This is a genomic window from Nonomuraea sp. NPDC050547 (genome assembly GCF_044457345.1).
In the GTDB taxonomy this organism is placed as follows: Bacteria; Actinomycetota; Actinomycetes; order Streptosporangiales; family Streptosporangiaceae; genus Nonomuraea.
Map to the genome: position 1 here is coordinate 353,328 of NZ_JBITGW010000006.1, position 21,737 is coordinate 375,064.

A 21,737-nucleotide genomic window follows, 5' to 3' on the forward strand; every position below is an offset into this window, starting at 1 on the left:
CATGCGAATCTGGTTCCAGAAGCACGCCGTCGAGGGCCGCTCGCCGCTGCTCGACAAGCTTTACGCGGAGCACCTGACCAAGGTGGCCGGACCCGGCACCACCATCGAGATCCACACCCTGCCGCCGCAGACCTACGCCGCGGAACTGCCCGAGGAACTGGTCGGCTTCGGGCCGCTCGGCCTGCTGTTCGGCGACTACTTCGCGCGCACGGCCACCGCCGCCGAGCGCGACGGCTGCGCCGCCTGGATCAGCGGCGCCGGCCAGGACCCCGGGCTCGCCGCCGCGCGCGTGCGCGCGACCATCCCCGTCATCGGGTACGGCGACGCCACCTGGCACGCCGCCCGCCACGAGCGCCACCGGCTGGGCCTGATCGGCTTCATCCCGCACCTGGCCGAGCCGATCACCGACAACATCCGGGCCGCCGGCGCCACCCTGGCCGCCTACGAGATGATCGACGACGGGGCGGCCGTGGTCACCAGGGCGCTGGCCCAGGACTTCGACCCGTTCGTCCGCGCGTACACGGCGGCCGCGCGGCGGGCCGCCAGAGCCGGCGCGCAATGGCTCGTGCCCGCCGAAGGCATACCCAACGAGATCCTGGTCCACCTCGGCATCCGCGACCTGCACGGGCTGCCGGTGATCGACCCCGGCGGCCTGGCCGTCAAGACCGCCGAGCATCTCGTACGGCTGCGCGACCTCGGCATCACCGCCCGCGCCGACGCCGGGTACTGGAACCGGCGCCCGCCCGCGGTCGTCCTGGAGCACGCCGAGCGGATCCTGGGGGCACGGCCATGAGCTACCCGTCCGACCGGCCGCGGCGGCTGCGCCGTACCGCGGCGTTGCGCGCGCTCGTCGCCGAGACCCGGCTGCACCCGTCGGACCTCGTGCAGCCCCTGTTCGTCCGCGAGGGCATCGAAGAGCCCCGGCCCATCCCCTCCATGCCGGGTCAGGTCCAGCACACGCGCGAGAGCCTGCGCAAGGCCGCCGCCGCCGCGGCGCAGGCCGGCGTGGGCGGGATCATGCTCTTCGGTGTCCCCGCGGCCAAGCACGCCGACGGGCGCGGCGCCTGGGACGCCGAGGGCATCGCCCAGCTCGCCCTGGCCGACGTCGCCGCCGAGGTCGGCGAGGCCACCGTCGTGATCGGCGACATCAACCTGGACGAGTACACCGACCACGGGCACGTCGGGCTGCTCGGCCCGGACGGCGACGTCGACAACGACGCGACGCTGCGCGCCTACTCCAGGGTCGCCGTCGCGCAGGCCGCCGCCGGCGCGACCATCGTGGCGCCCAGCGGCATGATGGACGGCCAGGTCGCCGCCATCCGCGCCGGGCTCGACGCCGCCGGGTACCAGCGGGTGCCCATCCTGGCCTACGCCGCCAAGTACGACTCCGCCTTCTACGGGCCCTTCCGCACCGCCGTGGAGTCGTCGCTGGTCGGCACCCGCTCCACCCACCAGCAGGACCCGGCCAACCTCCGCGAGTCGATGCGCGAGGTCGAGCTCGACGTCGAGGAGGGCGCCGACCTGGTGATGGTCAAACCGGCCGGGCTCTACCTCGACGTGGTGCGCAGGGTCGCCGACGCGGTCGACGTCCCCGTCGCCGCCTACCAGGTGTCCGGGGAGTACGCCGCGCTGGAGGCCGCCGCCGGGCACGGCTGGCTGCAGCGCGAACGGGCCATCGAGGAGAGCCTCACCGCGATCCGCCGGGCCGGCGCCCGGATCGTCATCACGTACTGGGCCACCGAGGTCGCCCAGCGACTGCACCGCTAGCCCCTCCGGAGGAGAAGACGTGTCCCGCGAACTGTGTGAGCACTACGGGCCTCACCTGTACGACTACTGCAGGACGGAGCTTGGCGAGCCCGACGCCGAGCTGGCCGCCGCGGGCACGTTGCTGACCGCGTCGGCGCGCGCGGGCCAGGTCACCGACCCGGCCGCGTTGCGCCCCTGGCTGTACGCGCTGGCCCGCGCGCACCGCGCCGCGCGGGCCGCCTCGCACCCGGCGAGCACCGGGTCGTGGGCGCGTTCCAGCCGCATGTCCGACCTGCTGCCCGAGGCGCTGATCGCGCTCGACGGCCCCTACCGGGAACTGCTCGATCTTTCCGTACGGCACGGCCTGCCGCACGCCGAGATCGCCCTGCTGTTCGACGTTCCGGAATCCCTGATCGACGCCACCGTCAGGGAGGCGGCGTGGCGGCTGGAGACCTGGCTGGCCGCGGTCACCGCGGCACGGGCCGCCCACGGGTGCGCCCAGCTGGCCGGGCGGGTGGCGGAGTGGGCCGCCGCGCCCAGCCGCAGCACCCGCGCCCGGCTGGGGCGCCACCTGTACGGATGCGTGTCGTGCCTGGCCGCGCCCAAGGGGCTGCCCGCCGCCACCCTGCTCACCCACCTGCCGATCGCGGCTCCGCGCGGGCCGCTGTCGGACCTGCTGCCGCTCGCCTCGCCGCTGGCTCCGGACGCGGTGGGGTGGCGGGCCGACGGGTTTCCCGTGCAGTCACACGGGCTCGGCGGCGTCCCGCACGCGCGCCTGGCCGACGGCGCCGCCCTGGCCACGACGCCGCCGAGCGCCCTCACCGCCACGCACGCGGCGTACGCCGACGCGCGGGCGGCCGATCCCCTGAACACCCCGGTCGCCGACCCCACGACGGCGACCGGGGCCGGGGTCCGACCGGGGGCGGGCGCGGCTGCCCCCGGCCGGATTCCCCTCCCTTCCGGCCCGGACTTCACCTCGACGGACGCCTTCCCCCGCCTTTCCCCCGACCCGCCACCCACGCTGGAACCCACCAGCGCGTCATCGGGCCCTGGGGCCATTGGCGCATCGTCGGGCCCGGTGTCCACCCAGGCGCCTTCCAGCGTGTCATCGGGCCTTGGGGGCACCAGCGCGTTATCCGGCCCTTCCCCTGCCGGGGGCGCGTCGTCCGGCGGGGGTTCCGGCGCCTCGCCCGAGGGGGTTCCGGCCGATCACACCTTCTCCGGGCGTGCTTCCGGTGACACGCCCGGAGAAGCGGCGGGGTCCGGGTATCTGGACGCGCTGATCGCCTTCGGCGCCGACCGCAGGACCGCCGCACCGGATGCCGAGGCCACCGACGCCTCCCTCGGACCGATGGCCGGGCCGCCCCTGGGGTTCGGCGGCCCGGCCCGGCCCGGCGGGTCGTCCCATGCGGGACAGCCCGGTCGCGGTCACCCCTACGCGACGCCCATCTACGCGGCCCCCGTCTACGGCGCGGAACCCGACGAGCCCCCCACCACCCACGAGCCCGCCCTCCGCAGCATCGACTTCCAGGAGACAGATCCTCGCGGAGCCGTCACCTCCGGCAGGTCCGTCACCTCCCGTGGCGAGGCCACCCCCTTTCATGAGGACGCCGCTCTCCCCCGCGCCGACACGGGCCCCTCTCGGGCCGGCGCCACGTCCTCGCGCGGCGACGCTGTACCCCATGGGGACATGAGCCCCGCGCGCGGCGACACCCGGCCCTCGCACGGGGACGGGGGCGACTTCGCCGAGCGTGATCCCTACACCCTCTCAGCCACCCCCGAGGAGCCGCTGGCCGAAGACGAGTTCCGGGCGTGGGAACGGCGGGGCGGCAAGTGGGACGAGTTCTGGAAGGACCGCCCCGACGAGGCCGATCCCGAGGCGCGCATCTCGGTGCGTTCGGTGGCGAGGGTCGGGCTGCTGGTCGGCGCCGGGGTGCTGGTGGCCGGTCTGGCCTGGTCGGGCATCCACGCCCGCCCCCGTCCCACCACGATCAGCGAGGCCGCGGCCCCGCAGCCCCGGCCCGTGGTCACCCTGAACGAGCCGGGCTCCGACCCCGAGGTGGAGGTCCCGCCGCAGGAGAACCCGGGGACGACCAACCCGGAACAGCTCATACCGGGTCGGACGCCGCCTCCGACCACCTCCCCCACCACGAACCCCGCGGAGCCGAGGGACGGCACCACGAAGAAGCCGTCGGACACGAGAAGCTCCGACGACTCGCCCGATCCGCCGCGCGAGCCCACCACGGCCCCCACCCGCCAGCCGACCAGGCAACCGACGAAGCAGCCGGCCAAACAGCCGACGAAGCAGCCCACGAAGGCACCCGACAGGGGTCCGGCGAAGGAGTCGGCGGAGCCGATGGCCAAGAAGGTCGAGCTGCCGAAGCCGCCGCCGCCCAGCGCGCGGCTGTCGAACGCGTCGGCGTCGCTGGGCTCGGGCCGGATGGGTTCGTTCTCACTCGACTGCGAGGGCTCGTGCCAGATCACCTCGGCCTCCGGCTCGAACGGCATCAGCGTCTCCGGCTCCTCCTACACCGTCAGCGCGCCCACCAGCCGCCCCGGCTGCCCGGGAGCCCCCACCACGGAGTCGGGCACGATCACCGTCTCGTGGTCGGGCACCAGAAGCGGTGACGGCACCACCACCGCCGGAACCACCAGCGGCGACGGCACGCTGACGATGAGCGTGTCGTGGACGGTCGCCAAGGACAAGGGCACGTTCGTGCCCGACATGAAGGGCGGCGGCTACTGGAGCAACTGCAGCCCGAACAGCGCCGACTACTGAGGCAGGGAGATCTGATGAAAGGGTTCTTCACCGGCATCTCCCGGAGGGAGAAGCAGTTCGCCGTCGCCGGGATCGTGATCGCTCTGGTGTTCTTCATGCCGTTCCTGGCGATGGCGGATCCGGGCAGCATCCCGGGCTCCGGGCCATCCGGTACGCGGCCGACCTCGGCCCAGGAGAAGGCGCTGGACGTGAAGCAGGGCGACTCGTGCAAGGACGTGCTGCCCGCCGACACCCCGTCGTACGTGGTGTGCGAATGGCTGACGCCGCCGCAGGACGCGGCGAAGGTGGCGGCGTTCTGGGCGGCGGACGGCGGGGCCAACTTCGAGAAGGCGCGGCCGCTCCCGCAGGACTACGTGCGCTGCAACCAGAAGACGGACCTGTCGAAGGAGCCGAACTGCCGGGGCGGGCAGACGTTCTGCGAGGAACTGCCGAGCGGCTGGTACAAGTGCGTCAACATGGTGAACAACGAGGTCACCTACGAGAAGTACGTGGACGGCAAGAAGCAGGTCCTGACCAGCCCGCCGCCCGACGCCATGACCCCCGCCGACCGCGACGGCACCGACCGGGCCCCGTCAGACTCCGGTACGACCGACCCGGGTACGACGGACTCCAGGACGACGGACCCCGGCACGACAGACCCCGGCACGACGGATCCCGGCAGGGGTGACACCGGTGAGACGGGGCGGCCCGCCGTACCCTCGCCGGCTCCCTCCGACGAGCTCGGACCCGGGCCCACCGTGCGCTCCGCCGCGCCCGTCGCCACCGCGATCACGGCCGCGAGCAAGGCCGGGCTGCGGATCTGGGTGGAGAACGACCTGGCCGACGACTTCCGCGCCGGTGACGCGCAGTTCAGGGCGGCGGTGGCCAAGCTCGTGGCGGCGGCGCAGCGGCCGGGCGTGGTGGGCGTGAAGTTCGCCGACTACCTGGGCTTCCGTGACTTCACCTCGGCGGCGCAGGTCAAGCAGTTCGTCTCCGAGGCGACGAAGGCGCTGCGGGCGAAGCTGCCCGGCAAGCGGCTGGCCATGGGCGTCGTGGTTCCCGAACTCGGCTGCGGCCAGGCCGAGCAGTGTGTCGCCGACATGCGCTCGCGCTATCCGCTGGTGACGCGCTCGCGAGTGGACGACTACATCCGCACCTCCGGGGTGGACCGCGTATACGTGGCCTCCGGCCTGTTCGGCAAGTCGTACGGCGGCTTCAAGGTCACCCTGGACGGCCAGGAGAGCGCGATCACCCCGGCCATCGCCGCGCAGGCCCAGTGGATGGCGGTCAAGGCGCTCGGATGGGACGCCGTGGTACAGATCGGCTCCCGCGAGTACGGCCTGACCCACTCCGGCCAGAGCTCCCCGTGGGACAAGGAACGCGCGCAGGCCGAAGTCGACGCCCGGGTCGGCAACGCGATCGGACTCGGCGCGCAGACCGTCACCCTGTGGGGCCACCGGATCAGCTACGACGCCGACCACCGCCGCATCCTCGACGCCGGCCTGGCGCCGAACGCGGTGTGGCAGGCCCTGATCGGCAAGGGCATGCGGGAGCGGCTGTCGGTGCTGTTCGATCCGGGCAACCCGGAGGTGAGCGTGAGCGCGGACATCCAGGCGCTGGCCAAGGGCGTCAGCGAGATCTTCGTGCTGGTGTGAGTCACATGTCGGGCGGCAGATCATGACAATCCACCCAGTTGTCGCAGGTGGGCTCGGGCTCCCCGCCCGTCGGGGTCGAGCTGGGCTTCTGGGTGGGCTGCGCGGACGGCTGGGCCGGCGGCTTGCCCGACGGTTTCGCGGACGCCTTCGCACTCGGCTTGGCGCTCGTCTTCGCACTCGGCTTCGTGCTCGGTTTCGCACTCGGCTTGGCCGACGGTTTCGCACTCGGCCGGGCGCTCGGCTTCGTGGAGGGCTTAGCGCTCGGCTGGGCCGGGGGTTTGGTGGTCGGCTCGCGCGCGCCGGCCGTGGGCTCGGCGCTCGGCTCCCGTGCGGGGCCGCTCGTCTCGGGCTCCTCGGGGGTACGGCTCGGCAACGGCGTGAAGACCACCTCCCCCGGCACTTCCATGAGACTGACCTTGGGCGTGGCCACGGCGGGCCGCTCGTCCGGGTCGCCCCCGCTCAGTCCGAGCCAGGCGCCGAGCCCCGCCAGCACCACCATCCCGGCGGCGACGGGCACCACCGCCCGCATCCTGAGGTGCCCGCGCCCCGGCCAGTCGTCCAGCACATCGGGCTCCTGCTCCCCCGGCCACCGGGTACGCGGCCGGCTCTCCCAGACATCGGGCCCCGGCTCGTCCCGCCGTCCGTCACCACCACCGAACGCGCCCGCCCGGCCGGACTCCGTCAGATCCCCCTGGCCACTCCCGCCGTCAAGCCAGGACAAGTCCCGCCGGCCAGACCCCGATGCGCCCCGCTCACCGGACCCGGCCTCGGGCCCCGAAGCATCGGACCGCAGAGTGCCGGACTGTGGAGCGTCGGGCTGTGGAGTGCCGGGCTGTGGAGTGCCGAGCCCGGCGTCTGATCGGGGTGTGGTCCGGTGGCCGAGGGCGTTGGAGCGTGAGGTGCCGGGCTCCGGTGTGGCCTGCTGGGCGGGTGGGGGCTGGTGGCCGGGTTCTGGCCAGGGTGGATCCTGGTGGCCGGGATCGGCGTCGCGGTGCCGTCCGGCGTCGTACGGGTGTGTCATCGCCTTTGACTCCCCATAACGCGAAAAATCGACAAAAAGGGGCCCGGGGCCAGAAGAGCCCCGGGCCAGGGTCCGGTCAGAAGAACGTGTTCTCCGGCTCCGGCAGGTCGAGCAGCGCCGGGCCGCGGAAGGCCGTGCTGTCCTGCGGCACGTCCGCCAGCGGGCTGCCGACCACGAACGGCACCCGCACCTGGCTCTTGGCCAGGTCGACGGTGACCTTCGCGCCGGTGCCCACCTCACCGCTGTAGCTGGCGTCGGTGCCGGCGATCACCAGGCCGATCCGGTGACCCTTCTTGAAGGTGTAGTCGTGGGGCAGCGTGTCCCACGCCACCTTCACCGACGTTCCGGGCGGCACCGGCTGCGAGACCAGCGACGAGTCGCGGTTCTGCACGTCGATCCAGCCGCGGGCGACGATCTCCAGCGGGCGCGTGGCCACATTGGTGATCGTCTTCTTGTAGCAGGCGTCGTCCTGGGCCGTGCTCTCGCCGTGGCAGCTCTCCTCGGTCAGCGTGGTGATGCCGAGGCCGCGCCGCCAGTCGACGCGGGTGTCCTCGCCGAAGTCGACGAGCAGGGCGGTCAGGTTCGATGTCGACTTGTCCAGCGACACCCGCAGGTCCACGTTCGGCGTACCGGACAGACGCATGTTGAGCGGGAGCTCGCCGGTGGTGAAGGCCACGCGGCCCGGGTGCGGGGTGCCGACGTCGGCGACCATCTGCTCCTCGCTCAGCCTGGTGTCGGTGAACGTCGCCGTCGTGCCGCGCCTGGCCGGCTTCAGGCCGAGCGAGCCGTCGGCGCCGGGCCGCAGGCTCACCTGAGCGGCGTTCGGTGCCGGCCAGTCGCGCTGGGTGATCCACTGGGTGGGCGAGAGCTGGACGTCGGCCCTGGGCTCGTTCATGATCCCGTTGCGCACGTCGTGCAGCCAGTAGTCGAACCAGCGGTGCAACGTGTCCACCCACAGGTCGCGGCGGCCCTCGAAGTCGAACGGGTCGACGTGCTGGTAGTGGCCGACCCAGATCTTGCGCGGGATGTTCCGCTCGGCCAGCTTCTTCCACCAGATGGAGAAGTTGTCCGGCTTCACGTTGAGGTCGTTGCTGGTGTGGGCGACGAAGACGCTCGCCTTGACCTTGGACACGTCGCCCTGCAGCCCGGCGATGTAGTCGCGCAGGGCCCAGAACGCGTTGTAGTTGCCCGTGGCGTCGCCGTCGTCGGCGTCCATCTTGTCGCGTACGGCCTTGCACTTCGGCTCAGGATCGGTGTCCACGTAGTTGGCCAGCCAGGAGGCGTAGTCGTAGTTGTAGACGACGCCGTTGGAGCGCTGGTACTTGTACCACGAGCTGATCGCCGAGATCGGGACGATGGTCTTGAGCCCCTCGACGCCGGTGGCCGCGACGGCGTTGGCCAGCGTGCCGTCGTACGACTTGCCGATCATCGCGGACTTGCCGTTGGTCCAGTCGGCGAGGGCGGGGCTGCCGTCGGCCCGGTACGCCTTGGCGCGGCCGTTCAGCCAGTCGATGACGGCCTTGCCGCCGAGCACGTCGGCCTGCCCGCCGATGTCGGGGCAGCCGTCGGAGCGGGTGGTGCCGAGCATGTCGACGTTCAGTACGGCGTAGCCGCGCGGCACGAAGTAGTTGTCGTAGAAGAGGGGGAACTTGACCACGTTCCCGGCGGCGTCGTAAACCTTCCGCTCGCCCTCGTTGCCTCGCCCGGAATTGTCGTAGTAGGGGCTCTCATCGATGATGACCGGAACCTTCAGCCCCGGGCCGGACTCCTTGGGCCGGATGATGTCCACCCGCACCCGGTCGAGCCTGCGGTCCCCGTCGCTGTCGAGCGGCGACTCGACGTAGACGTGCTCGCGTACGGCGTCGGCGTAGGAGAAGACCGGCTGGGTCCGGCCGTTCGCCACGGTGACGGCGGGATCGGCCGTGGCCTGGGCGGGGGTGGCGAGCGCCAGGGTGACGGCGATCGCGGCTATGGCTGGGGATAATTGTGGCACGCGTGTCCTCCGTGACATTTGACGAAAAACATCCGCAATGTGTCACGAACCCCCAAGCTGATCAACCCCCCACCTGCCTCCATTACCGGACAAACGATCAAAAGCCAATCGATAACGGTGCGTTCTACCGTCTGGCCCATGCTGAGAATCACGGAGGCCGCCGCCGTCGCCGCCCTCCTCACCGCCGGACTGTCCGCCGTCGGCACCGCTCCGGTCTCGGCCGCGTCGGCCGCCGGGCCGTAAAGTTCATCAACTTCGGCAGCAACCACTGTCTCGACAGCAACAAAGCCGGCGACGTCTACTCCATCGCCTGCAACTACGCGACGAAGCAGATGGGACAGGATCCGGTGAAGTTCGCCTCGAAGCTCGAAGGCATTGTGGAAAAGGTGGAGAAGTATCAAGGCGTCCTGAGCCAGCTCGGCCAGATTTTCACATGAAAGGATGCTAGTTTGGCCGTATGACTAACTTGGTCGAACGGCCAACTTCGCCTCGTGGAGGCCGGCGGCGGGAGGAACTGGTGGCGGCGGGGATCGGCCTGCTCTGTGAGGAGGGCTGGCCGGCCGTCACCACCCGCGGCGTCGCCGAGCGGGCCGGGACCAATCCCGGCCTCATCCACTACCACTTCGGCGGGCTGCCCGGCCTGCACGCCGCCATCGCGCGTGCGGCCGGGGAGCTGGTGATCGGGCCCCTGGTGGCGGAGTTGCTCGGGGCCGTTGACGCGCGGGCGGCGCTGGGCAGGATCCGGGACATGCTGGGGGAGACCACCGGGGACGAGCGGGCCACGCGGCTGGCGGTCGAAGTGATCGCCGGGGCGGCACGGGATCCGGCGCTCGGTGAGGTGTTGCGCGAGCAGCTGCGGCAGGCCCGCGGGCAGATCGGCGAGGCGCTCGGGCGGATGTATCCCGAGTGGCCGGCCGAGCGCAGGGCCGGGGCGGCGGTGCTGGTGACGGCGGCCGTCGACGGGCTGATGCTGCACTACCTGCTCGATCCGGGACTTCCCGTGGGCCAGGCCGTGAGCGCGGCGGAAGGGTTGCTGTCATGAGGGTGCTCATCAACGGGGGCGGGGTCGCCGGCCTCACCCTCGCGTACTGGCTGCGGCGCAACGGGATCGAGCCGGTCGTCCTGGAACGCTCGCCGCACGGGCGGCTCGGCGGGTACGGGATCGACTTCTTCGGCACCGCCCACGACGTGGCCGAGCGCATGGGGATCGTCGACCGGCTGGTGCCGCGCCAGCTGCCGGTCGACTCGGTCGACTTCGTGGACGCCTCGGGGCGGGTCTGGGCGCGCCTGACCGTTCCCCTGCTCGACCGGGTGATCAAGGGGCCGCGTCTGGGGCTCATGCACACCACGCTCGAAGAGGCGCTGCTGGAGGCGGTCCAGGACGACGTGGAGATCCGCTTCGGGGAGAGCGTCGCGGGCGTGCGCCTCGTGCCCGGCGGGGTGGAGGCCGATCTGGCCTCGGGCGGCACCGAGGCGTTCGACCTGCTCGTCGGCGCCGACGGCATCCACTCCCTGACCAGGGAGCTCGTCTTCGGCGCCGAGGAACGCTTCGCCCGGTACCCGGGCTGCCGCCTGGCCTCCTACCCGGTGCCCGACCGCTACCACCTGGGGCGGGTCCGCGCCCACTACACCGAACCCGGGCGCGAGACCGTCGTGTATCCGACCGGGCGCGCGGACGAGCTGGCCGCGTTGTTCATCTTCCGGGCGGCGAACGGCGGCGCCGTACCCCGGCAGGAGCGGCTGGACCTGCTGCGCTCCACCTTCGACGGCATGGGCTGGATCACCCCCGCGCTACTGGAGGACGCGCCGGCCGACGGGGACGTCTTCATGGACACGATGACGCAGATCGTGCTGCCCTCCTGGCACCGCGGCCGGGTGGCGCTGGTGGGCGACGCCTGCGGTTCGATGACCATGCTCTCGGCGCAGGGTGTCTCGATGGCCATGCTCTCGGCGCAGGGCGTCTCGATGGCCATGGGCGGGGCGTACCTGCTGGCCGAGGCGCTGCGTGACGAACGCGAGCCCGAGCGCGCCTTCGACCGCTACGAGCGGCGCATGCGCGGGGAGGTGGCCAAGCGGCAGCGCATCGCGCGGTTGTTCACCAGAACGCTGGTCCCGGCCACGCGGCCGCAGCTCGTGGTGCAGAAGGCGGTGACCAGGACGATCACGCGTGAGGCGTTCGCTCCGGTGCTGCGGCGGCAGTTCGGCGCGGAGACGATCCTGGCGAAGCGGGCGGCGCCGCCGACCGGGTGGCGCCGCCGGGCCTGGCGGTTGCCGATCGGCCTGTTCCGCGCGGGCCTGGGCTGGCTGGTGCCGCACCGGATGATGTTGCTGACGCACACCGGCCGCAGTTCGGGGCAGCCTCGCCAGGCGGTGATCGAGATCGTGGCGCGGGACGGCAGGAGCGTGGTCGCGGCTTCGGGGTTCGGCACGGGCGCGGACTGGTACCGCAACGTGCTGAAGACGCCGGAGGTCACGATCCAGATCGGCGGGCATCCCCGCCCGGCCGTCGCCGCACCCCTGTCCGCCGCCGAGGGCGCGGACATCATGGCCACGTACGCCGCCCGCCACCCGGCGGCGGCCCGGCGGCTCTGCGCGGTGATGGGGTTCGACGACGTGCTGGACTTCCGGCAGATCGGCGGGCGGATCCCGTTCGTGCGCTTCAGTGCGCCACGTTGACGCGCTGTGACGGGGTGGTCGGGTTCTCCAGCTCGTCCACCAGCGCCACGGCGTAGTCCTCGGCGGTGATGAACGGGCCGACCAGGGTGTCGCCGCCCTTGCGGTAGGCGCCGGTGCGCTCGCCGGGGGCGATCTGGGCGGCCGGGGAGATGTAGGTCCAGCGCAGGTCGTCCGCCTCGGCCCGGATGACGTCGAGCAGCGCGGACTGCGCCAGCGCCTCCTTCTTGTAGATCTCGGGGAAGTCGGGGGTGTCGACGAGGCGGGTGCCGGGCGCGATCTCCAGGCTGCCCGCGCCGCCGACGACCACGAGGCGGCCGACGCCCGCGGCGCGCAGGGCGGCCAGGACCGCGCGTCCGGCGGCCAGCAGCGGGGCCTCGGGCTCGCTGCCGTCCCTGGGCGGGGCGATGGACAGGACCACCGCGTCCTTGCCCTTGGCCAGGGCGGTGATGGCCGCGACGTCGGCGGCGTCGGCGGTCTGGGTGCCGTCCCTGCCCGAGCGGGTGACGCCGGTGACCTCGTGGCCTCGGTTCGCGGCCTCGGCGGCCACCCGGCTGCCGATCATTCCACTGGCGCCGATCAGCAGGATGTTCATCGTGGACCTCCTCGGTTGCGGTTGCGACTGCGAAGGTATCCATTGGATACTGGTTACTTCAACGTGCCATTGCTACCTTTGGGAAACCATGACGAACGGCGACGCCTTCGACCCGAACTGCCCCACCAGGCTGGTGCTCGACCGGATCGGCGACAAATGGTCGGTGCTGGTCGTGCTGAGCCTGCGCCACGGGCCGAAGCGCTTCACCGAACTGCGCGACATGATCGGCGGGGTGACGCCCAAGGTGCTGACCCAGACCCTGCGCGCGATGGCCGCAGACGGGCTGCTCACGCGGGAGGTGTTCGCGGAGGTGCCGCCCCGGGTGGAGTACACGCTGACGCCGCTCGGCCGTTCGCTGCAGGAACCCATCCAGGCGATCACCGACTGGGCGGAGCAGTACGTCACCGAGGTCATGGCCGCGCGGGAGAGCCGGCAGGGGCAGGAAAGCTGACCCGCCCCCGCCGGGAGTCCTCCGTCACGGGTTGCCGTTGATCAGCGCCATGGCCAGGCCGGGGCTGAACTGTCCGGCCGGCGTGGTCGGCGCGATGCCGCACCTGCCGTCGGAGTCGCCGGGCACCTTGACCCAGTAGTGGTACTCGGCACCCGAGGCCGGCTCGGCCCCGACGCCCTCAAGGCGATCGACGAGACCCTGGGCGACCTCATCGAACACCACCCCACCAGCCCTCTAAGCCCCCAATCCCGCCCATAACCCCCTTTCGTGTTGCTTCGGGTTCTCGCGCGCTCGTCCCGCCGGCCTTCCGCGCGTCAATCCCCCGTCGGGGTTACGGCAAGCCGGGTTGCCCGGTCCGCCGTACCCCGCCGGGGTCTGTCGGGCGATGGTCGTGAGGGCTCACGGGGTGCTCGCCGTGACAACTCCGCTGTTGGCCGGTCGAGCGCTCAGCGGCGTTCGTTCACACAGCGCAGGACCGGGTAGCGGGTCAGCGCCGCGTGGTCCAGGTCCTGCGCCGTGGTGATGTGGAAGGTGGTGCTCTCCCCGGGCAGCAGGGTGACCAGCTGGTCGTCGATCTTCGCGTCCGGGGCCAAGCGGTCGGGGAAGACGGCCAGGTCGCGCAGGATCGTCCTCGCGGTCACCCGCAGCCGCACACCGTCGTTCACGGGCTCCACGTCGGTCGTGTAGTCGGCGGGCGGGTAGCCCATCTCGGGGTCCTCCTCGGCCAGGCGCAGTGCCCGCGAACCGTCCAGTTCGGCCACCAGCAGTTCGCCCGTCGCCAGGTCGGCGATCGCCGGTTCCACGCCCAGGACGGCCCTCGGTTCGACCCTGATCGTCACCGACTCCTTGGCCAGCGTCTCGCCGGCGACGGACATCCTGGTGATCGCCAGTTCGCCCTCCCACGGCTCGGCGGAGTCGTTGACCGCCACCAGTTCGGCGCCCTGGAAGGTGAGGATCCGGGGGGCGTAGGCGCGGCGCATGCCGTACCAGAGAGGCTTCTTGCGGCCGTCGCCGTCGACGGCCGACCACGACGTGACGGGCCAGCAGTCGTTGAACTGCCAGATGATCGTGCCCATACAGTACGGCATCAGCGCGCGGAAGCGCTCGACGCCGAAGGCCATCGCGCGGGCCTGGTTGAGCTGGGTGTAGTAGTGCCAGTCGTCGAACGTCTCCGGCCGCGGCAGGTGCGCGCCCAGGCCGCGCAGGAGCTTGTCCTGGCCGCCGATCGCCTTCTGCGGGGAGGAGTCCGGCGTGAGTGGCCGGTCGGAGGAGGCCCTGCGCAGGGTGGCGTAGGCGGGCGGGCCCTGGAAGCCGAACTCGGCCACGAAGCGCGGGGTGTAGTTCGCATAGTGGGTGTAGTCCTGGGCGTTCCAGACGGTCCAGATGTGGATCGTGCCACGCGAGGGGTCGTTCGGGTCGCGGTCGGGCGTGCCGGAGTAGGGGCTGCCCGGCCAGTACGCCCGCGCCGGGTCGACCTCGTTCACGACGCGCGGCAGCAGGTCCTGGTAGAAACCCTCTCCCCAGGTACGCCCGGCGAGCTCCTTCTTCCAGCCCCAATGCCAGAAGCCCTCGATGTTCTCGTTGTTGCCGCACCACAGGACCAGCGACGGGTGACGCATCAGGCGGGCCACGTTGTCGCGGGCCTCGGCCTCGACCTCGCTCCAGAGCGGCTCCTCCTCCGGGTAGGCGGCGCAGGCGAACGGGAAGTCCTGCCAGATGAGCAGGCCGCGCTCGTCGGCGAGGTCGTAGAAGGCGTCCGACTCGTACGTGCCGCCGCCCCAGACGCGCAGGAGGTTGGCTCCGGCGTCGGCGGCCTGGGTGAAGCGCTCGGCCAGGTTCGCGGCGGTGACGCGGGCGGGGAAGCAGTCGTCCGGGATCCAGTTGAAGCCCTTGACGTAGACGGGGGCGCCGTTGACCGTCAGGCGGAAGGCCTCCCGGTCGACGTGGACGTCACGGAAGCCGATGCGCTCGGTCCGCACCTGGTCGCCGAGCCGCACCGTCAGGTCGTACAGCCGGGCCTCCCCATACCCTCGGGGCCACCACAGCTCCGGGTCCTCCACCCGCATGCGCAGAACGGCACCGGTCTGTCCGGCGGCCAGCCGTACCCGCGCCTCGACGCCCGCCACCTCCGCGACCACCTCGCACGCGGCGGGACGCGCCTGCTCCACCCGGACGCGCACCTCGACCTCGCCGTCGGCCCGCGCGGTCGGCAGCACCTCCGCCAGCCGCGCGCCCGACCAGGATTCCAGCCCGATCGCCCGCCAGATGCCCGCCGTGACCAGCGTCGGTCCCCAATCCCAGCCGAAGTTGCAGGCCATCTTCCTGATGAAGGGGTACGGCTCCGCGTACGCGCCGGGCCGCTCCCCCAGCTCGGCGCGGCGGGCCTCGGCGTAGGCGTAGGGCGAGTCGAAGCGGACGGTCAGCGTGTTGGCGCCCTCGCGCAGCAGGTGCTCGACCGCGAAGCGGCAGGTCCGGTGCATGTTGGCGGTGCTGCCCGCCTGCATGCCGTTGACCAGCACGGTCGCCACGGTGTCGAGCCCGGCGCAGACCAGGTCCACGCGTTCCTCACCGGTGTCGGTCCAGTGGAACGTCGTCTCGTAGGTCCAGGGGGTGCGGCCGATCCAGGCGAGCCGTTCCTCGTTGCGGTCGAGGTAGGGGTCGTCGATCAGGCCCGCCGCCAGCAGATCGGTGTGTACGCAGCCGGGGACCGTGGCGGGGATGCCGGAGAAGTCCGAGCCGGTCAGGGTCCAGCCTTGGTGCAGGGTGCGCAAGTCATCTCCACTGGTGGGGGCCGGGTTGACGCTAGGGCGGACGTGACAACGTTGTCAAGATCAGCCAGGTTGACCTGATCTCCAGACAATTAGCGAAATTTACGGCAAGGTCGGTGAGAATCCCGATATAGCGCGAGGTTCCCGCTCATGGATCTGTCGTCCTGCCCAGTCTGCGACACCGTCCAGTCCCCGCGCGCCCCTTCCTGCCCGCGATGCGGCACGGCGCTGACCGGGGCGGCGGCCGAGGAGTACGCGGCGGTCGCGAAGTCGCTGGCGGCCCTGGACCACGAACGCGCCACCCTCCTGGCCCGCCGCGAGACCGCCCTGACCCGCCTCCGCGCCACCGCACGAGCAACCACCAAGCACCCCACCCCCCTTGACCCCCCAACCCCCGAAGCCCCAACCCCCGAAAAGCCAACCCCTGGACCGGCGGCCCCCGAACCCACTGCCCCTGAACCCGCGACCCTCGCGTCCCCTGAGCCCGCGACCACCGAACCCGTCGCGTCCCCGACGCCCGAGCCCGCGACCGTCAGGTCCGCGACCGCAGCGTCCGCGATCCCTGAGCCCGCGACCACCGAACCCGTCGCGTCCCCGACGGGCGGGCCGGCGGCCGTCAGGTCCGCAACCGTCGAATCCGCGGCCCCTGAGCCCGCGCCCGTCAGGTCCGCAACCGTCGAATCCGCGGCCCCTGAGCCCGTGACCATCGGGCAGGAGGCGGCCGGACCAGCGACCGGCGGGCGGGCGACCGGTGAGTCGGCGGGACGCGAGTGGGATGCCGGGAAGGGCCTGGCTGTGGGCCGCGGCAGGGCCGGCGGTGCGACCCGCGACGTGGCCGGGGGTGGCGAGAGCGGTGGTGGCGGGCGGTGGGATCTGTCGCATCGGGCCGTGCAGAACGTGCTGCTCGGCCTGGGCGGCGTGCTGCTGTCGATCGCCGCCGTCGTGTTCACGCTGGTCAGCTGGGACGTCCCCGCGCTGCGTGCGCTGATCCTGTGCGCGTTCACGCTGGGCGTGCTGGCCGTCCCCTGGCTGCTGGTACGCCGCCGCCTGGCCGCCACCGCGGAAACCGTCGCCTACCTGGGCCTGGTCCTCCTCCCCCTGGACGGCGTGGCCATCGCCCAAGCCCTGTCAGGACCGGCCTCCGAGGCGGGCACGGCAGCCCCGCACCCGTTCTGGATCGTGGCCCTGGCCGCCGCCGCCCTGGCGGTGCTCTGGTCGGCGTACGCCTGGATGTCGCCGCTGCGGCTGCCCGCCCCCACGGCGATCGTCCTGGCCAACCTCGCCCTGGGAGCGATGGCCGTCGCCGTCTTCGACACGTCGGCGGAGGGCTTGCCCTGGGCGGCCGCCGTGGCCGTCCTGGCCTGCGCGGCCGACTACGTCCTGTGGCGGGTGGCCCGCGACCGCCTGGCCGCCCTCGAGTACGCGCTCTCCGCCACCGTCGGCGCACTCGCCGGGACGGCGGCCCTGGTCCTGGGCATCCTGGTGGCCGCCACCGCGGGCCCCGCCGTGGCCCCGGCCGCCGCCGCGACGCCGGCCGCGATGTCGGCCCTGTTCGCCGCGTGGGCGCTGTCGGTCCGCGGGGCCGCCTGGCGCTTCCCGGTGGCCGCCGCCTCGGGCCTGGCCGCCATGGCCGCCGTGGCCGCCGTCCCCCTGTCCCTGCTGACCCCGGAGAACCTGACGGCCCTGGCAACCCTGCTCACCCCGGAAACTCCGCCCAACCCGCCAACCAGCCCAGAGGGGCCCTGGAGCATGACCGGGCCCTGGGGTGTGAGCGGGACCTGGGGCCCTACCGGGTCCTGGGGGATGGCTGAGCCCTGGTGGGTGGCGGTCTGGGTGGCGGCGGCCTGTGGGGTTCTGGCGGTCGTCCGCCACCTTCCGGCCGGGCTGCGTCCAGGCGTGCGCGGCGGCGTGCTCGTCGTGCTCCCCCTGGCCGCCGTCTTCGCCGGCCCCTCCCTGCTGACCGTGGCCACGGTGCCCTTCGCCTGGCTCTCCACGCCATGGCCCACGACCCCGCTGGACGTACCCGTGGGCCGGGTCTGGCAGATAGGCGCGGGCGACGCCGTCACGCTGGGCCTGCTCGCCCTGGCTCTGTCGCTGGCCGCGGTGGGCGTTCCGCGGTGGCGCCGGATCGGGGTGTGGGTGCTGGGCTCGGGGGCGGTGGTGGTGCTGCCGGTCGGGGCGGGCCTGCCGTACCCGATGGCGCTGCTGATCGTCGCGGGGACCGCGGCGCTCGCGCTGTGGACGGGCGCGCGGCGGTCCGGGCCCGCCGTCTGGGTGGGCGGCTATCTCGCGGCGCTGGCCGTGTGCTGGTCGCTGGCCGATCGCGAGGCCACCGTGCTCGTGGCGGCGGGCCTGGGCGCGGTGCTGGCGGTAGGGGCGGTCAGAGCGTGTACGGCACCGGCCCAGGCCCTGACCGGCGCCGGGGCGACGCTGATGGCAGGGGTGCTCGCACTGGCCCTGTTCTCCGGACCGGGGGCGGCCGCCGGAGGTACCTGGGCGGCTGGGGCGCTGCTGGCCGTCAGAGCGCTCACGCTCGTGGTGACGCGGCCCTCGCGCAAGCTGGCCCGTGCCGTGGCCGACGCCCCGACCACCGCCCGCACGCTGCTGTTCGGCGTGCTCGACCGGCTCACCCGCGCGGTCCGGCCCGGCGGGCGGAGCGCGGTGGAGGCGGCGGCCGTGGCGCTGAGCGCGTTCGCGATCTTGGTGAGCGGGCGGGAGCGCGCCCTGGTGATCGCCGTGGCGGCGGTGCTGGCCGCCTGTTCGGCGTGGCGGCGTCCGCGCGGCCGGTGGCGGGACGCGGCGGTGGCCGAAGCGGGCGCGCTGGCGGTGCTCGCGCCCTTCGCCCTCTCCAGTACGGCGGGCCCCGCCCTGTTCGGCCCCCTGACCTGGATCCGGCACGCCTGGCCGGAGGTGGCGGGCTCGCCGGAGGAGTCGCTGCGATGGGCGCTCCCTGACCATCCGGACGGCGCGCTGCTCGCGGTGCTGATCCTGTCGGCGACCGCCGGGACGCTCGCGGCCGGAGCGCGCTGGGGCCGCGCCGCCGCCGCCGGGGTCGCCTCGCTTGCCTACCCGGTGGCGCTCACGGCGGTTCCGCTGGCGGCCGGCCTGCCGTACTGGGTGTCGCTGGCCTTCCTCGTGGGCGTCACCGGCACGCTGGCCCTGTGGTCGGCCGTCGCCGCCACCGGCCTGCCCGGTCTCGGCAGGGTGGCGGGCACGGCGGGCGCGGCGGGGTTGTGGACCGGGACGCTGGCCGTCTCCTGGTCTCTGGCCGACCGGACCGCGACGCTGGCCGTGCTGGGCGCGATCGCCGCCATCGGCCTGCTCTGCGCGCTGCGCGGGCGCGGTTCCCCGGTCACCTCGGCGGCCTCGGCAGTGACCGGGCTGGCGATCGGCGCCGAAGGCGTGGCGGCGGCGCTCAGCGCAGGGGTCACCAGCGAGAACGCGGCGCTGCTGCTCCTGATGATCGCCGTCCTCCTGGTCAGGGCGGCCATGCTCACGCCCGGCGCGGTGGCCGTGCCGCTCGGCGCGACCGCCGGCGTCCTCTGGACGGTGGCCCTGGGCATGGCGGGCGACCTCCCGAGGCTGACGATCGTGCTGGCCGTGGGCGCGCTCTCCATGGCCGCGGCCTCCGGGCGGCGCACGAGGAAGCAGCGGGAGGCGCTGGCTCTGGGCGCGATCGTGGCCGGCGCCGCCGCCCTGCTGCCGCATCTGCCCGTCTGGGCGGCGGTCCTCGCGTTCCCCTACGGCTGGCTCGCCCACCCCTGGACGGGGGTGCCCGGTGAGCGGTTCGCGCCGGAGGAGGTGCTGACGCCCGACGACCTCGGCGGCACCGGAACATCCCTGGCCGTGGGAGTCCTGGTGACGGTCGCCTACGTGATCACGGCGCGGCGGCTGGGCGGCGGGCGGGCGGCCCTGGCGATGGCCACGGTGGCGGTGCCGCTGTGTCTCCAGCTGGTCCCGGTGGTGGCGGAGCTGCCGTATGCGGGGGTGCCGGCGTTCCTGGGGTGCCTGGTGGTGGCGCTCGCCGTGCAGGCCGGGCGGGATCGGGCGGCGGGCTGGATCGTGCTCGTGCTCGCGGCGCACCTGGTGGTGTGGTCGCTGGCGGCGGCGCCGTACACGCTGGGGGTGCTCGCGGCGCTGACGTCGCTCGCGGGCGCGCTGGCGGTGCGGGCACGCGAGCTTCGCGTGCGGCTGGGCGCCGCCGCGACGGCCACCGTCGCGGGCGGCGGCCTGGCCCTGACCGCGGCGCTCGCGGCCGGGCTGCCCGGGGAGCAGGCGGCGTTCGCGCTGATCGCCGTCACGGCGCCGGCCGCGCTGACCGCCGCGCGGCTGCACCCCCGGCCGGTCGCGCTGGCCGTCGAGCTGCCGGGGTGGGCGCTGGCGGTGGCCGGGACGCTGCTGACGGCGAGCGAACCCGCTCTGGCCTGCCTGGCACTGGCCACGACCGGGGTCCTGACGCTGGTGGTGTCGCTGCGGCCGGAGCGCCGCGACGCCCGCTGGGCCGGCCTGGTGCTCCTGCAGCTGGCGCTCTGGCTCAAGCTGGCACTCGAAGGGGTGACGGCGCCGGAGGCGTACACGGTGCCGCTGTCGGTGGCGGGGCTGATCGCGGCCTGGCTGGTACGGCGGCGCGACCCCGCCGTCTCCTCCTGGATCGGCTACGGCTCCGCCTTGGCGCTGACCTTCCTGCCCAGCCTCGTGGCCGCCTGGAACGACCCGGCGCTCCTGCGTCCGCTCCTGCTGGGCGCCGCCGCGTTCGCCGCCACCCTGGCCGGAGCCCGCGCCCGTCTGCAGGCGCCGCTGCTGCTCGGCGGGGTGGTGCTGGTGGTGACGGCGGCGCACGAGTTCGCCCCGGCGATCGGCGAGCTGGTCGGCCAGGGGCCGCGCTGGCTGCCGATCGCGCTGGCGGGCGCGTTCCTGCTGTTCACCGGCGCCACGTACGAGCACCGGCTGCGCGATCTGCGCCGCGTGCGCGGGCTGCTGGTGCGGATGCGCTAGGCGTTAGGGTCGTGCCATGGTCCGCGCCGATGCCGAACGCAACATCGAAGCCATCCTCGCCGCCGGACAACGCCTGCTGAGCGGCGACCCCGGTGCGAGCGTCGCGGAGGTGGCGAAGGCCGCGGGCGTGGGCCGGGTCACCCTTTACGGGCATTTCCCCTCCCGCGAGGACCTGGTGGACGCGGTGCTGGCCCGCGCGATCGCCGAGGCGGACCTGGCGCTCGACGACCCGGAACTGGCCACGCTGCCCGCCCCCGACGCGCTCGCCCGGCTGGTGGGCTCGTCCTGGGAGATACTCAACCGGCACAGCCGCCTGTTCGTCGCCGCCGACCGCACGCTGCCGACCGAGCGCATCCGCGAACGGCACGCCGAGCCGCTCAAGCGGGTCGAGGAGCTCATCGAACGCGGCCGCGACAGCGGCGACTTCCGTACCGACGTGCCGGTGTCGTGGCAGGTCAGCTCGTTCTTCGCGCTCCTGCACACCGCGGCGCAGGAGGTGGAGGCCGCCCGCCTCGACGGCGGGGAGGCGGGCGGCGTGCTCGTCACGTCGCTGCGGTCTCTGCTTTCGGCTCGATCCCCGTCAGCAGGTTGAACGCGCCGGTCAGCAGGTTCAGCGAGACCAGGCCGACGACCTCGGCGATGACCCGGTCGCTCCAGCCGTGCGCGCGCAGTTCCGCGACGTCCTCGTCGGTGAGCGAACTCGGGTCGGCCAGCACCCGCACGGCCACGCCGATGAGGGCCGCCTCGCGCGCGTCGGTCGAGGTCCCCTGGCGGGCGAGCTCCACATCGCTCTCACTCAGCCCGGCCGCGAGCGCCGCGCGCTCGTGCGCCTGCTTGCACATCGCGCAACCGATCCACTCCTGTACGGCCAGCGAGATCTTCTCCGACAGCGGCCGGGGAATCTTCACCCGTTTCATGGCCCGCGAGAAGGTGAGATAGCCCTCCAGCAGCGCCGGGGAGTGGGCCATGGTGGCGACCATCTCGCCCGCCGAGCCGCGCCGTTCGATGATCTCGTTCAGCAGTTCACGGGACCTGGCCGGGGCCTGCTCGGGCTCCAGGGCGTTCAGGCGTCGCATGCTTCC

The 21,737-nt window shown here is 73.2% G+C and carries 15 protein-coding genes; 9 read left to right on the plus strand and 6 right to left on the minus strand.

The window, feature by feature from the left end:
- Position 1 precedes the first annotated feature (1 nt).
- Genes ACIBHY_RS17945 through ACIBHY_RS17960 form a run of 4 tightly spaced genes read left to right on the plus strand, consistent with a single transcriptional unit; the run spans position 2 to position 6,159 of the window.
- Positions 2 to 793 carry an aspartate/glutamate racemase family protein gene (locus tag ACIBHY_RS17945; RefSeq protein ID WP_397242142.1) on the plus strand — a complete coding sequence of 264 codons (792 nt, stop codon included), beginning with the start codon at positions 2 to 4 and terminating at the stop codon, positions 791 to 793.
- Positions 790 to 1,767 (plus strand): porphobilinogen synthase, encoded by a 978-nt coding sequence (gene hemB / locus ACIBHY_RS17950; RefSeq protein WP_397307228.1) that lies wholly within the window; start codon positions 790 to 792, stop codon positions 1,765 to 1,767. Before ACIBHY_RS17945 ends, hemB begins: the two co-directional genes overlap by 4 nt.
- A gap of 19 nt (positions 1,768 to 1,786) precedes the next feature.
- Positions 1,787 to 4,525 carry a PT domain-containing protein gene (locus ACIBHY_RS17955; RefSeq protein WP_397307229.1) on the plus strand — a complete coding sequence of 913 codons (2,739 nt, stop codon included), beginning with the start codon at positions 1,787 to 1,789 and terminating at the stop codon, positions 4,523 to 4,525.
- A gap of 14 nt (positions 4,526 to 4,539) precedes the next feature.
- On the plus strand, positions 4,540 to 6,159 hold the full coding sequence (locus ACIBHY_RS17960; RefSeq protein WP_397307230.1) for a hypothetical protein: 1,620 nt from the start codon (positions 4,540 to 4,542) through the stop codon (positions 6,157 to 6,159).
- Position 6,160: 1 nt separating this feature from the next.
- Here the strand turns inward: ACIBHY_RS17960 and ACIBHY_RS17965 are convergent, their stop codons facing one another.
- On the minus strand, positions 6,161 to 6,880 hold the full coding sequence (locus tag ACIBHY_RS17965; protein WP_397307231.1) for a hypothetical protein: 720 nt from the start codon (positions 6,878 to 6,880) through the stop codon (positions 6,161 to 6,163).
- A gap of 376 nt (positions 6,881 to 7,256) precedes the next feature.
- Positions 7,257 to 9,173 (minus strand): Xaa-Pro dipeptidyl-peptidase, encoded by a 1,917-nt coding sequence (locus ACIBHY_RS17970; protein ID WP_397242132.1) that lies wholly within the window; start codon positions 9,171 to 9,173, stop codon positions 7,257 to 7,259.
- Positions 9,174 to 9,630: 457 nt separating this feature from the next.
- On the opposite strand from ACIBHY_RS17970, the gene ACIBHY_RS17975 reads away from it, so the two are divergent.
- Together ACIBHY_RS17975 and ACIBHY_RS17980 are read left to right on the plus strand one after the other, a co-directional pair.
- Positions 9,631 to 10,215: a TetR/AcrR family transcriptional regulator gene (locus ACIBHY_RS17975; protein WP_397307232.1), complete on the plus strand. Its 585-nt coding sequence runs from the start codon at positions 9,631 to 9,633 to the stop codon at positions 10,213 to 10,215.
- Entirely contained in the window at positions 10,212 to 11,849 is a 1,638-nt protein-coding gene (locus ACIBHY_RS17980; RefSeq protein ID WP_397307234.1) for a nitroreductase family deazaflavin-dependent oxidoreductase, read from the plus strand. Before ACIBHY_RS17975 ends, ACIBHY_RS17980 begins: the two co-directional genes overlap by 4 nt.
- Here the strand turns inward: ACIBHY_RS17980 and ACIBHY_RS17985 are convergent.
- Positions 11,833 to 12,441 (minus strand): NAD(P)-dependent oxidoreductase, encoded by a 609-nt coding sequence (locus tag ACIBHY_RS17985; RefSeq protein ID WP_397242124.1) that lies wholly within the window; start codon positions 12,439 to 12,441, stop codon positions 11,833 to 11,835. The two genes, ACIBHY_RS17980 and ACIBHY_RS17985, sit on opposite strands and share 17 nt — an antisense overlap.
- 88 nt (positions 12,442 to 12,529) lie before the next feature.
- Between ACIBHY_RS17985 and ACIBHY_RS17990 the strand changes: the two genes are divergently transcribed.
- A complete protein-coding gene (locus tag ACIBHY_RS17990) occupies positions 12,530 to 12,892 on the plus strand; it encodes a winged helix-turn-helix transcriptional regulator (RefSeq protein ID WP_397307235.1) in 363 nt (120 codons plus the stop codon).
- A gap of 24 nt (positions 12,893 to 12,916) precedes the next feature.
- Here the strand turns inward: ACIBHY_RS17990 and ACIBHY_RS17995 are convergent, their stop codons facing one another.
- Positions 12,917 to 13,111: a hypothetical protein gene (locus tag ACIBHY_RS17995; protein WP_397307236.1), complete on the minus strand. Its 195-nt coding sequence runs from the start codon at positions 13,109 to 13,111 to the stop codon at positions 12,917 to 12,919.
- A gap of 227 nt (positions 13,112 to 13,338) precedes the next feature.
- Entirely contained in the window at positions 13,339 to 15,663 is a 2,325-nt protein-coding gene (locus ACIBHY_RS18000; RefSeq protein WP_397307237.1) for a glycosyl hydrolase 2 galactose-binding domain-containing protein, read from the minus strand.
- A gap of 696 nt (positions 15,664 to 16,359) precedes the next feature.
- Between ACIBHY_RS18000 and ACIBHY_RS18005 the strand changes: the two genes are divergently transcribed.
- Both ACIBHY_RS18005 and ACIBHY_RS18010 read left to right on the plus strand, forming a co-directional pair.
- The gene (locus ACIBHY_RS18005) at positions 16,360 to 20,655 is read left to right on the plus strand and encodes an SCO7613 C-terminal domain-containing membrane protein (RefSeq protein WP_397307238.1); all 4,296 of its coding nucleotides are present in this window, start codon (positions 16,360 to 16,362) and stop codon (positions 20,653 to 20,655) included.
- A gap of 16 nt (positions 20,656 to 20,671) precedes the next feature.
- Entirely contained in the window at positions 20,672 to 21,247 is a 576-nt protein-coding gene (locus ACIBHY_RS18010) for a TetR/AcrR family transcriptional regulator (RefSeq protein WP_397242114.1), read from the plus strand.
- Here the strand turns inward: ACIBHY_RS18010 and ACIBHY_RS18015 are convergent.
- Positions 21,198 to 21,731, minus strand: a complete 534-nt coding sequence (locus ACIBHY_RS18015) for a carboxymuconolactone decarboxylase family protein (RefSeq protein ID WP_397307240.1) — start codon at positions 21,729 to 21,731, stop codon at positions 21,198 to 21,200. The two genes, ACIBHY_RS18010 and ACIBHY_RS18015, sit on opposite strands and share 50 nt — an antisense overlap.
- Positions 21,732 to 21,737: the final 6 nt, after the last annotated feature.